8 protein-coding genes and 2 pseudogenes are annotated in these 13,050 nt (G+C 50.3%); 9 read left to right on the top strand and 1 reads right to left on the bottom strand.

The window, feature by feature from the left end; translation table 11 throughout:
* The first annotated feature begins 11 nt into the window (after positions 1-11).
* Genes CG67_RS13945 through cydC form a run of 3 tightly spaced genes read left to right on the top strand, consistent with a single transcriptional unit; the run spans position 12 to position 4,460 of the window.
* Positions 12-1,058, top strand: a complete 1,047-nt coding sequence (locus CG67_RS13945; RefSeq protein ID WP_025903552.1) for a cytochrome d ubiquinol oxidase subunit II — start codon at positions 12-14, stop codon at positions 1,056-1,058.
* A 7-nt stretch (positions 1,059-1,065) separates the two neighbouring features.
* Positions 1,066-2,826, top strand: coding sequence for a thiol reductant ABC exporter subunit CydD (cydD, locus tag CG67_RS13940; RefSeq protein ID WP_025903551.1), 1,761 nt, complete (start codon positions 1,066-1,068; stop codon positions 2,824-2,826).
* Complete coding sequence (cydC, locus tag CG67_RS13935) at positions 2,823-4,460, top strand: thiol reductant ABC exporter subunit CydC (RefSeq protein WP_029991449.1); 1,638 nt, start codon at positions 2,823-2,825, stop codon at positions 4,458-4,460. The genes cydD and cydC overlap by 4 nt, the downstream gene beginning before the upstream one ends.
* A 534-nt stretch (positions 4,461-4,994) precedes the next feature.
* Here the strand turns inward: cydC and CG67_RS13925 are convergent.
* Positions 4,995-6,146, bottom strand: coding sequence for an MFS transporter (locus CG67_RS13925; RefSeq protein WP_025903549.1), 1,152 nt, complete (start codon positions 6,144-6,146; stop codon positions 4,995-4,997).
* Between the two features lie 397 nt (positions 6,147-6,543).
* On the opposite strand from CG67_RS13925, the gene CG67_RS18820 reads away from it, so the two are divergent.
* From CG67_RS18820 to CG67_RS13900, 6 genes and pseudogenes are all read left to right on the top strand, one after another.
* Positions 6,544-6,969, top strand: coding sequence for an FCD domain-containing protein (locus tag CG67_RS18820; protein ID WP_152975073.1), 426 nt, complete (start codon positions 6,544-6,546; stop codon positions 6,967-6,969).
* 453 nt (positions 6,970-7,422) lie between these two features.
* Positions 7,423-7,707, top strand: a pseudogene (locus tag CG67_RS17865) (type VI secretion system contractile sheath small subunit); the annotation flags it as partial.
* A 153-nt stretch (positions 7,708-7,860) separates the two neighbouring features.
* Positions 7,861-10,405 (top strand): annotated as a pseudogene (locus CG67_RS13915) (type VI secretion system Vgr family protein).
* Entirely contained in the window at positions 10,402-11,985 is a 1,584-nt protein-coding gene (locus CG67_RS13910) for a DUF2235 domain-containing protein (protein WP_025903547.1), read from the top strand. The pseudogene CG67_RS13915 and the gene CG67_RS13910 overlap by 4 nt, the downstream one beginning before the upstream one ends.
* A complete protein-coding gene (locus tag CG67_RS13905) occupies positions 11,982-12,629 on the top strand; it encodes a DUF2931 family protein (RefSeq protein WP_051546418.1) in 648 nt (215 codons plus the stop codon). The genes CG67_RS13910 and CG67_RS13905 overlap by 4 nt, the downstream gene beginning before the upstream one ends.
* Before the next feature lie 97 nt (positions 12,630-12,726).
* Positions 12,727-13,050: DUF2931 family protein (locus CG67_RS13900; protein ID WP_025903545.1), on the top strand; the 324-nt coding region annotated here is incomplete at its 3' end.

The raw sequence follows: 13,050 nt of genomic DNA, 5'->3' as shown, positions 1-13,050 counted from the left end.
AGAAGATAATCATGGATATGCTTACACATACTCAGCATTTTTTGATCATTGCCTGGTGGCTGGCTTTTGGTGTCAGCGTACTGTTGTACATCGCGCTTGATGGTGCAGATCTTGGGGCCGGGATCTTCTCACTGTTTGTGAGAGATCACGACGAACGCGGCGCTATCATGACCGCGATGGCCGGGACCTGGGATGCCAACGAGACCTGGCTTATCGTGGCAGGGGGTATCATGTTTGGTACCTTCCCGTTCGTCTACGGTTCTGCATTCAGCTATCTGATGGTGCCGATGGCACTGGTACTGTGGGGCATTATGTCCCGCGCCGTGGCACTGGAGTTCCGTCACCTGGCGTCTCCGTTCTGGCAGCGTTTCTCTGACGGTGTCTTCGGTATTGCCAGCCTGACGGTCACTTTCTTTGGTGGTGTTTGTGTCGGTGCTATTCTGCAAGGTTTTGCACTGGATAACCCGGCTCAGGGTGTACCGCACTATGCAGGCGGGGCGTTTAACTTTATTACCCCTTTCTCCATCTGGACTGGTATTGCTTCCTGTATCGCGATGACATTCTCTGGTGTGCTGTTTGTTCGTGCCCGCTTCGAGAAAACAGAACCTCTGCGTCAGATTGCTGCACGCTGGACCGCAGTGGTCTTCTGGTTAGCGATTATCGCGGTGGTCATTACCTGGATCTGGAGCGCAGCGAACTTTGACTGGGCACGTGATAAATGGTTTGGTCCGCACTTCTGGATTTGGGGTATCTTTGCCCTGCTGGCACTGATCTGCATCGAAATGGTACGTCGTGATACCCTGAAAGATAAAGATTTTGCGGCAATTCTGTGGTTCAACGGCGCTGCACTGATCCTGGGCTTTGGTATGCTGATCACCATGTTCCCATGGCTGGTGCCAGGCACCTGGACCATCTGGAATGGTGCTACCCCGCAGGTTTCCCTGATCACCTTCACCCTGACTATGGGTGGGTTTGTACCGGTCATGCTGATGTATAACTGGTATCAGATTTGGGTATTCCGCGGCCGTATCTCCAAACTGGTTGGCTACGGACACTAAACACACTATGTCGTCTCGCCCCCCCCTTAGCGGAGCGGCAGCTCGCCTGGCGGAACGTTGGCTCTCGGGTCAACGCCGCCAGGCTGGTGCGCTCTTTTCCCTGTCTGTCACTATGGCCACGCTAAGTGCCATCATGATGATTGCCCAGTGCTGGCTTTTGGCATGGCTGATAGATAAGGTTGTCATTGGCGGCAAAGGATTCGCCGACCTTTTCCCGGCGATTTGGTTATTACCTGTCGTCATGGTCCTACGCGCAGGGTTGGACATGCTGCGTCAGGGCTTTGCTTTTGAAAGCGCCGCCCGTATCCGTCAGACACTACGCGCGACGTTACTCGAACGAATTTCAGCATTGGGTCCTTCCTGGAGCCAGCAGCAGCGAACCGGCAGTATTGCCAGCACGCTGGGCGAAAGTGTTGAAGCTATCGAAACTTATTTTTCCGCCTTCCTCCCCCAGAAAATCATCATCGGTGTTGTTCCCCTGGCTATTTTGGTCGCATTATTTCCGGCTGACTGGATTTCCGGACTTATCATGCTGTTCACCGCCCCGTTGGTGCCACTGTTTATGATTCTGGTAGGGAAAGGTGCAGAGAAAGTGAACCTCAGGCAATGGCGTAAGCTCAGTCTGATGAGTGCTCATTTCTTTGATGTCATTTCCGGTCTGACAACATTACGTCAGGCGAATGCTGCCCGTCGGCAGGCAAAAATCATTGAAGCGATTTCTGATAATTATCGTCAGACGACGATGAAAGTACTGCGCATTGCCTTCCTGTCTTCTCTGGTGCTGGAGTTCTTCGCAACGATCAGCACAGCGATGGTGGCAGTGTATGTGGGCTTCCGTCTCTATTATGGCGATCTGGCGTTTCTTCCTGGTTTGTTTGCTTTGCTGCTGGCCCCTGAGTTTTTCCGTCCGTTGCGGGATCTCGGTGCGCATTATCATGCACGTATGGATGCCATCGGTGCCACCGAAGGGCTGCTGGACATTCTGAATGCACAACCGCCTGAACAACGGCATAGCAAACCATTGCCGGAACAGTCTCCTCAGGAAATCCATGTGGAAGGGCTGGGATATCAGCATCCGGAAGGCGGGGGGATTGACGATATCTCCTTTACATTGCGCCGCGGAGAAACGCTGGCGATTGTGGGGTCGAGTGGCGCCGGTAAAACAACACTGGCACGGCTGCTGCTGAGATTTATCAGCCCGGCCTCCGGTAAAATTTTGCTGGACGGACAGGATTTGTCTGAGCTGGACCTTCAGGCATGGCAAAAACAGATTGGCTGGTTACCTCAGCGACCGACACTGTTTGCCGGTACCATTGCAGACAATATCTGTCTGGCACATCCACAGGCCAGCGATAATGAAGTGCAGGCAGCTGCGACGCTGGCCCAGGCGTCGACCTTTATCGAAAACCTGCCTGAAGGGTATATGACTCAGGTGGGCGATGGGGGGCAGGGGTTGTCCGGTGGGCAGATCCAGCGTGTGGCCATGGCGCGTGCCGTACTGACGGCTCCGCCTGTTCTTATCCTTGATGAGCCTACCGCGGCACTGGACAGTAAAACGGCGCAGCAGATGATGGCCTCGCTGGTCAGCACCTTACCGGACTCCGCCCGTCTGGTGATCACCCATGACACGTCGGTGGCGGCGATGGCTGATCGGGTATTGGTACTTGCACAGGGCAGGGTGATTGAGTCAGGTCATCCGGATGACCTGTTGCGAAGCGGTGGTGTGTTTGCTGAACTCGAACGCTTGCAGAAGGGAGCGACAGAATGAACGACTTACGTCATCTGTTAAAGCTGGCGCGGCCATGGCGGTTGCGTATGGCTGCCGGGATAGCGCTGTCTGTTGTGGTTATCCTGTCTAATGTCACTCTGCTGTCAGTCTCCGGCTGGTTTATTGCCTCAATGGCACTGGCAGGCGTCGGTAAGCTGACTCTGGAGTTTTTCACTCCGGCAGCCGCTATCCGTGGCCTGGCCGTACTGAGAACCTTCGCACGTTACCTGGAGCGTTTGGTCACACATGATGCGACCCTGCGCCTGCTGTCGGTGTTGCGCGTCTGGTTCTATAAACATCTTGAGCCACTTGCGCCGGCGCGATTACAGGACTTCCGTGACGGTGATCTGCTTGCACGTTTACGGGCGGATATTGATAGCCTGGATAATTTTTATCTGCGTATCCTGGCGCCTGCGATTGCAGGGTTAATTTCCTCGATCGCTATTCTGTGTGTCCTGTTCTGGTTCTCGCCGGGTGTTGCAGGTATTGATGTCATTATGCTGCTGCTGGCCGGAGTAGTCATTCCGGTCGTCGTGGTGGCATGCACCAAAAAAAGCGGTAATGACGTGGCCGGTTTACGGGCATCATTGCAGGTGGCTTCGACGGATCTTATCCGTGGCCTGGGGGAATTACAGGTTGCGGGTGCGGTGAGCCGTCAGACCCGCCATCTGTCTGATCTCTCACAACAACTGATCTCGGCACAGCGCCATCAGGCCTGGATTAGTGCGTTAGGCAGTGCCTTATCTGCACTGGCCGGGCAACTGGGCATGTTCTGTACCTTCCTGTTTTTGTTGAGTGCCGGACAGGCCGGGAAGATTGCCGGCAATGACTTTGTGATGCTGGTTTTCGCCGTGCTTGCCAGTACCGAAGCGGTAGCCGCGTTGCCTGCGGCTTTTGCGGCGCTGGGAGTGACTCGTGAAGCTGCCCGCCGTATTTTTTCGATGGCAGAACTCAAACCGGCAATTACGTTACCGGAGACCAGTGCCACCCCTGAGCACTTTGATCTGGCATTTTCCGGCGTCACAATGCGTTACGGGCCGGACAAACCTGCGGTACTGGATTCACTGAGTTTCTCTGTCCCTGAAGGGCATTGTCTTGCTCTGCTCGGGCCGAGTGGCGCCGGTAAGACGACTATCCTGAACCTGATTCAGGGGTTCTGGGATTGTGAAGGCAGTGTGACCATTGGTGGTCATGAAGTCAGAGCATTGTCTGATGAAGTGCTGCGCCAGGTGATTTCGGTCGTGGGTCAAAAAACGTATCTGTTTAATGCCTCTATTCGTGACAACCTGCGTCTGGTGGCTCCGGATGCCGATGACGATGCGTTATGGCAGGCACTGGCGAAAGCATCACTGGAAGATGAGATCCGCGCGTTCCCGCACGGTCTGGACACTCTGGTAGGTGAACTGGGTGCAAGGCTGTCCGGCGGCCAGGCACGCAGAATTGCTATTGCCCGCGCATTCCTGTCTCAGGCACCTGTCATTCTGTTAGATGAACCGACAGAAGGGCTGGATGCCACTAATACCGGGCTGGTGCTGAATTCGCTGAAAACACTGGTGAAGGGTAAAACGACTTTACTGGTAACCCATCAGATTCAGCCGCTGGTATTAGCAGATAGCCGACTGATACTGGAATAATCGTCGATCATGCCTGCACGGATAACCGGTTATCTGTGCAGGCTTTTTTCTTCCTCTCCCCGAAACCGGCCTTCCTGCTGATTATTCTGTTCGCTGATGTTATCCGTCAATGAGGTATAACCACCTCAGTGAGCTCTCCGGAGCAGGTCTTTTTGCATCAGATATTCGTCATAAAATACGCCATCAATACACAAGGCATCTTTGTCGATTGCCCATTCAGTGAATCCGTAAGCGCGGTAAAGTGAATAAGCGGCCGTGAGAGTTTTAAGACTTTCACTGCAGTGGTTGCCTCCGGCGCCACTCCTCATAAGATGCACCAAAGGCTTCAGAATGGTGTTGTAAAGCTTCCGGTCCCTGACTAAGGCAGCCACTTTTTTATTTGCGTACATTACGGACGGGATCCGCTGTAGTGGCAGAAAGCGTTGAGATGCAATATCGTTATGCAGCTTACCGGATCGGTCAATGCGCTTATTCTGTTCAGGAATTTCTCTGTGCTCAGGGCGGTGTGGCTGGCCGGAATAATACCGCCCTGTGTTAAAATCTGAGCCTGAACGCACCGCCGATAATAAACAGCATCGAGGCGGACATACAGAGAAAGGCGACCTGCAGACTGGTAAAATTGGCCATAAAACCGATCAGGGCCGGCCCCATCAGGATCCCGAGGTAACCGACGGTGGAAACAAAAGCGACTGACATATTGGAAGGCATAATGGTCTCTTTCCCTGCCAGCGTGGTCAATACAGGGGCAACGTTCGCCGCACCGGTACCGATCAATGCAAAGCCAAGCAACGAAAATACCCATCCGGGGATGAAAACGGCAATGGCAAAACCGGCCATTGCAAATACGCCGCTCAGTATCAGTACTCTTTTCCGGCCCAGCGATTTGACGATGAAGTCACCGGATAAGCGCATAATGGCCATGGCGGTGCCGAACACGGCATAGCCCCATCCGGCATGTTCCAGTTGTACGTGCCGGTGGGCCGTCAGCCAGATCCCTCCCCAGTCGAGCATCGAGCCTTCAGCGAGAAAACAGATCATACACATCACCGCGATGACGGTCAGGCGCAGATTGATCTTCAAACGTGAATTTGTTTGTTCTTCGTGAGAGGCGAAGGGCAACAGTGCTTTGGCGGTGCTTATGATGATGACCAAAATCAGCAGGATAGAAATCAATGAAAACTGCAGCGGCGAAAATCCTGAGCTTAAGATCAGACTCCCGCCCGCTGATCCGGCAATGCCGCCGACGCTGAACAGCCCATGAAACCCGGACATCAGCGGTTTATCCGATTTTTGCTCGACCAATGCGCCCTGAATATTGACAATGACATCGGTGAGACCGACACCGGCTCCAAACAACAACAAGGCAGTGACCATCAACGGTAATGTGGAGACCGTCGCCAGCAGAGGCAGTGAGACACAAATGCTGGCCACACCGATAAGGATCATCGTTCTGCACCCAAATTTCCCGGCAAGTTTTCCTGAAAAAATCATGGTGATCAATGACCCACAACCCAGACAAAGGAGCAGTAACCCCAGTAAGGCAGGGTCAAGATCCAACCGGTGCTGAGCATAAGGAACGAGCGGAGCCCATGCACCCATAGCAAAACCGGCGATAAAAAAAACTGACCGGGTCGAGATCCTTTTACCGATGGTATTAATATTATTGGCAACCAGAGTGTCAGCCATGACTTCTCCACAAAAAAAATAAGATTCACGAAGTAAAGCGCATAATATAGGTTGAACTTAACGATAACAATATTTTTGTCTCAAGTCTCATTATCCCGGCATTTTCAAAATCAAGCCAATAAAAAACGCGCCTATCATTCGGGAATGACTCATTAATCCGACCCCCTGATGTTATTGGTTTAACTTACTGTATTTAAAAAATAAAAATTAAATGATATCAGGAGGTAACGGTATTCCATGACGACTGTTGAAAATATAATTATCAGGAGGCATATATCAATATATTTTATGATGCCCGGTAATAATAAAATGATTTCAGGTTGAACGATAGAATCCGATAATTTCTGAGTTAATATTAAAATAAGAAATTCCTGGCATTATTCTAACGCTCACCTGAATTAAACCTGGAGAAGTTCATTACGCATTCCATAAGACCGATAAGCAGCCATTAATTATAGATATGACCCGCTCTATCCACGATAAAATAGAACGTTATCTGAGATTATACCTGTCGGTAGCGGACGTACTGATTAAAGCAGATAGGGAACATCGGGAAATGCTACAGGTCTGTCAGGAAAAAGATGCGGAAAAAACGGCCGGGTTGATGAAAGCACCTGTTATGGATGTGTGCAGAGATTTCTATTCTCATCTGTTTCTGAAGATGGTCCTGACATCTCTGCCCGTCAGCTGGCAGGGATCACTCTGTTTCGCAGCAGGTGAGTCTGCGAGTCTGGTTTCTCATTCTACAGCTCCGGTCTTCACGGGAGGGGGGATTTTGGTGCCGCCCATTTTGTCATTAGTTACTGGCAAGCTACGTCACTGAATAAAAGTTCAGGAGCTATATCACTGCGAAAGATCAGCGTTTACGCCGGTAGGCATCCCATAAGGCGAGTCGGAAAGCGATCCTTTTTATAAATGCCGGATAACGGCCAGCCAGGATCCGGAAGTAGAATTTCTGCATTGTGCTGGTCTCATCAATCCTGTTCAGTCAGTAGCCGGAGGGTAAAGAGTATACTTTTTTTTATCCGGCTAAAACCCGAATAACCGGTTTGTCCGCGTCCTATTCCTGCAGTGACCTGTGGTGTAAGCATCACTGCAAAAAGAACCATTCACTTTTAGAGATCTTCGGACGCATCATTAATACTTAGATTAAAATTTCTAATAATTAAATTAAAAAGATTAAAAGTCGGTAACTTTGATCTATTGCTGATTATTATTCTATTTTTGCATGTAAAGTACTTTCTTTGAAAAGTGTACGCAACGATAAGCCGGAACCCCTCTGCAATTACGGGTGGCGGGTGATTTCAGTAATGGTCAGGAGTCTGCCTCACTGTCTGAGCGCAAAAAAGTTAACCTGAACAAAAGTAATTTCGCCCCGGAGCTGTCCGAATATTCCCCCGCTGAAGGCGATGCTTTCCATGCACAATCTGTTTCGCGCTTTAAAAGCGAATCTGCTGTATAACCAGGCTTTCCAAAAGGAGCTGGAAAAATTCTGCTTTACCCGATGTTAAGTGCAGGACTCAGCGCCGGATTTTCAGCCCTGTTACCTGAACAATCATAACGGTCACAATGAGTTAACGGATTAATAAGGAAGATGTTGAGGCATCCTGGTCGACAAGACCGACGAATCAATAGTCTGTTTTCTTCTTCTCTGACTGATGCTGGCCCGCACCAGCCCTGACGGAATAACCGAATACAAAATGGAGCCAACGCCATGAGCCTGACGGATACCCTGAACACAATGGTGGCCACCGTCACCGGAGAAGTACTGAACCGCTACCGCCTCGATATTCCTTCCTGTACGGCAGTTATCGACGTGGAGGACTTCAGTGGGCTCAGAAGCGATGAGCGAGCTTTATAGTTACACCATCAACTTCACCAGTGCCCACAAGAACATTGATGCCCGCCAGATGCTTAGCAAGCCGGCGACCCTGACTATGGGCGCGGGCAATCTGCTTTCCCTGACGGAGCGCAAGGTGGTTCACGGGGTGGTGATCCGTTTCGAGCGTACCGGTGGTTCAGCCGATGAAGCGAAGTACTGCATTGTGCTGGAACCGTTCCTGGCGCTGTTGCGCAATCAGTTCCGTACTCACCGCTTTTTTGTCAACAAATCGGTGCCGGAAGTGGTAGCGGAGGTGCTCACGGAGCATGGCCTGAAAGACTGGGAGTATGAGTTCACGCTGAAAGAGGATTACCCGAAGCGGGAGCAGATTAACCAGTACCGGGAAAGCGACCTCGCCTTTATTGAACGTCTGCTGGCTGAGGTGGGGATTTTTTACTTCTTTACCCTGCAACCGGATACGCAGACAGAAGTGGTGCACTTTGCGGACAAACAGAGTGCCTGGACATTCGGTAAAACGCTGCCACTGAGCAGCCCTTCGGGTGCGAATGACAACGGCACGGATTCGGTATGGGGCGTACAGGTCCTACACAACGTGGCGGAACGATCGGTGACCGCCAGCGACTATAATCCCCGCGACGCCGGGAACATCCTGACCTCTGTTCCGGCGGACATGACCGGGGGAGACGGTGAGGGGAACACCTACGGTGATGTGTACCATCACCGGCCGCGCCACCTTGACCGTGGTGACAAAATTACCCCGCAAGCCGAAACCGGTAACTTTTGGGCACGTCTGGATCACGAGCGTTTCCTGTCAGGCCAGACCACGGTGACGGGCTGTAGCACGGACCACACACTTGGGCCGGCCCAGGTACTGACTATTACGGAAATGGCTATCCCGCCAACATTACCCCGTGAAACGGAAAACGGTCTCGTCATTATCAGCACCGGTTACTTTGCCAGCCGTAAAAATGCCCTGCAGGTGCAATGGATGGCGATGCCATACTACGAGAACCGTTGCTGGCGTCCGGCGGAGAAAAAGCGGCCGGCCATCAGCGGTACCCTGATGGCGCGCGTGACCAGCGCCAGAGAGAACGATATTTATGCCTAGCAGGATGCCTCCGGCATGTACCGGGTGAAATTCGATGCCGACCGTGACGATAAACGTCAGGGCATGGAAAGTATGCCGGTGCGTTTCGCGAAGCCTTACGCGGGTGATAAGTACGGGTTCCACTTCCCGCTGATACAGGGCACGGAGGTGGCGATTGCCTTCCACGAAGGCGACCCGGATCGCCCGTATATCGCCCATGCCCTGCACGACTCCCGCCATGTCGACCACGTTACGGAAACCAACAGCACACGCAATGTTATCCGCACGGCAGGTCTGAACAAGCTGCGAATGGAGGATAAACGCGACGAAGAGCATATCAAGCTCAGTACGGAGTATGGCGGCAAAACCCAGCTCAATTTAGGGCATAACGTCAACGCAGACCGGGAACTTCGTGGTGAAGGGGCAGAGTTACGTACTGACCGGCATGTTGCCATTCGCGGTGGTGCCGGAGTGTTTATCACTGCCGATAAACAACCTTTCGCCGGGGGTGCGATGCTCTCGATGAAAGAGACAATTGCCCAGCTGGAAAATGCACTGAGTATTGCCCGAAGTTTGTCTGAGGCATCTGAAGCGGCGCAGGCGCATCTCTGTGATCTTCAGAGCCAGGTAACGCTGAATAATGCCCTCAAAGATCTGGCACAGCCAGGAATACTGCTGAATGCGCCTGAAGGGGTAAGCATCACCAGCCCGCGAGCGGTGCGCATGGCATCGGGGAGTGCCAGCGTAGGAATTATGTCTCAACAGAATACGGATATCAGTGCCCTGAAGCGCTTTACGGTAGCGGCGGGTGAAGCGGTGAGCCTGCTGGCCCGTAAAGCCGGGATGAAACTTTTTGCGGCAAAGGGCAAGGTGGAAATCCGGGCTCAGGAGGATGCACTGGAAGCGATAGCCAAAGAAAATGTAACTGTGACCAGCATCGAAGGAAAAATCGATATTACCGCGGCTACTGAGCTGGTGATCAACTGTGGCGGAGCCTATATCAGGCTGAGTGGCGGGAATATAGAACTCGGTGCTCCCGGTAATATTTTACAGAAGTGTGTCAATGTCCAGAAAATGGGAGCAGCTTCGCTGAACACACCTGCCCCTGAATTTCCGAAAGGTTATTGGGGTGTTTACTCTCTGACGGATGAAGAAGGGAACATTATCCCTCAGACTGAATATAAAGTGACAACTGCTGACGGGCAGGTATTTCATGGGATCTCAGATGACAATGGCAAAACGCTGCCGATTTACACCGCCATGCCCGGAAAATTAAACATTGAGATCCTTGGAACCGGAGATTCAGCCACAGGGAGTGAAGAAGCATGAGTAAGTTCTATGCATGGGAAGCCGGTGCGTGTGAGCATATTACCGATGTCAATATTTCTGAGAAAACTGTTGTTTGTAAGCGTAAGCCTGTCCCGGGCATTATTATTACCATCGGTGTTTTTTTTGATGGTACAGGGAATAATGCGTTTAATACACAAAATCGCATCCTGGAGTCCTGTTCTCATCTTGATGTCGGAATGGAGCCGGAAGATGCTGAAGCCTGTGCCAAAATACTGAATAAAAAATTAGGCAATGCCGGAAGTTATATTGGGTATTATTCTAATATCCACTGGCTTGAGAAACTTTATATAATCGATGATGAAGTCATTGAGGGACAAAATGTTTATCAACGGGCAGCCTATGTACAGGGTATCGGTACCGATAAAGGTAATGACGACAGTGGGATAAGCATGGGAACGGGCAGTGGGCTTTACGGCATCGTTGATAAATCTGATGAAGCTGTGGGTCTTATTGCTGAACAAATTTCGAAATTCCTTGATCTTAACAAGGAGCAAAATTTTGCAATTGAGAAAATTCAGTTCGATGTCTTTGGGTTTAGCCGCGGAGCGGCAGCGGCCCGGCACTTTGTTAACCGTGTCAGAAACAACGATAAAGCCATACAACAGGCCATAACGAAGGGGCTTAATGGACGAAATCAGCACGGTAAATCTGCCGGCGAAACCCGCTTTCTGGGGTTATTTGATACCGTATGCGCGGTGGGTACATTAAGTAATCTATTTGATGTGCATAGTGGTGTGAACCCCGGCGTTGATCTGGAGCTGCCTCCGGATATTGCACAGAAAGTTTTTCAGATCACGGCAATGCATGAGTGCCGCTACAACTTTAGTCTTAACAGCATCAGGGAATGGTGGCCGGAACTGGCTCTGCCGGGAGTGCATTCAGATATCGGCGGCGGCTATAATCCGAAGGAAAAGGAATATCTTTTCCTGACCCGGCCCGAAAGTGAAACTGTCAGTAAGAATATTCCTGCTGAAATGACCGATAGTTACCGGCGATCAGCGGCAGAAATACCGGCCTTAAAGAGTCTGCCAGCGTTAAGTGCGATAATTCCGGGCGGTAAGGTAAAGACAGAAAGCTGGTATGACTATCTTGTTAACGGGAATAAAAAAATAAGTAGCATCACACATAAACGTGTCAGGGCAGCAGTAACGATTGAAAGGGTAGTAACTAATGACTGGAGCAAAGTGAGTTTACGGGTAATGCTGGATGCGGCTCAGGAGGCGGGTGTGCTATTTGATGCCATGCTCCTGAAATATAGTGATTTATCTTTACCTCCTGAATTGGAATCTATGTGTCAGAAAGCAATTGCTCAAGGTAAAGCTGTAAGGAATGGTGGCACTGTGACACCCTTTATAACACCAGAGCTACAATTAATTGGAAAGTATATTCACTGTTCTGCTCACTGGAACTCTGTAGTTATTAAAGATGTCTGGCTGGATGGTAAGGAAGTGAAAGCTATCTATGGGGGAGTGGGATCACCTGATTTGTTTTTTTATATCAATCGCCCAAACCCCGGTTGGGTCAGGGCTGTCTGGAATATGCAGGGAGGAAAATCATGAAACCGATGACCAGAATAATTTATGTATTATTACTTGTGGCTTCTGCCAGTGCCTGTTCTAAGGGGAAGCCTGACAGTCTTAAAGCGCCCTGGGATAAGTGGTATTTTGCTTTTAGTACTCCCAAAGCTTTACCTGCCGAGGTGACATTGTTAAAACTACTGGATGTTGACGGTTATGCATGGACATACAGAACTATTAATCAGCCACGAGGTATCAGTGTCGGAAAATGGAGAGAGCGGAACTCAGCAGGGAGTACGCATTTTAATAATGCCGACAGATTGCCGCAAATAATGATATTTTGCTGGGACTCAATTATTGATAAAAAGCTTTATCAGTCCACTCTGTTTTTCACTCGGGACACATGGAATAAGATGGTTACCCCTTACCCGGATGTTTCAAATCCCGCAAAAAAAGCATACCGGCAAACCATGCTGATAGGTCTGGCTCCTGAGGGGAAAGTACGGGTCTGGCTAAGACAATATGGCCATACAGATATCCCTCTGAATGATACAACCATAAGGACAGTCTCAGGGGAAGAGCTGGATATGTGTAAAGATGAAACAAAATTTCCTAATGGATATGAATATGGTGAGGATACGAAGGAATTTATAAAAAACAAAAAATACGCTTACGGGTCATGGTAAATCATCATGATGTAAACACGTCAGTGCGCTAATTATCTGTCAGTCATCCAAACCCCGGTTGGGTCAGGGCTGTCTGGAATATGCAGGGAGGAAAATCATGAAACCGATGACCAGAATAATTTATGTATTATTACTTGTGGCTTCTGCCAGTGCCTGTTCTAAGGGGAAGCCTGACAGTCTTAAAGCGCCCTGGGATAAGTGGTATTTTGCTTTTACTACTCCCAAAGCTTTGCCTGCACAGGTGACATTGTTAAAGCTACTGGATGTTGACGGTTATGCATGGACATACAGAACTATTAATCAGCCACAAGGTATCAGTGTCGGAAAATGGGATGAACGGAACTCAGCAGGGAATACGCATTTTAATAATGCCGACAGATTGCCGCAAATAATGATATTTTGCTGGGACTCAATCATTGAT

This window comes from Tatumella sp. UCD-D_suzukii (assembly GCF_000611875.2).
Lineage (GTDB): Bacteria > Pseudomonadota > Gammaproteobacteria > Enterobacterales > Enterobacteriaceae > Tatumella > Tatumella ptyseos.
The sequence above is the reverse complement of the archived record's forward strand: the minus strand, read 5'-3'. Positions and strand labels throughout refer to the sequence as shown.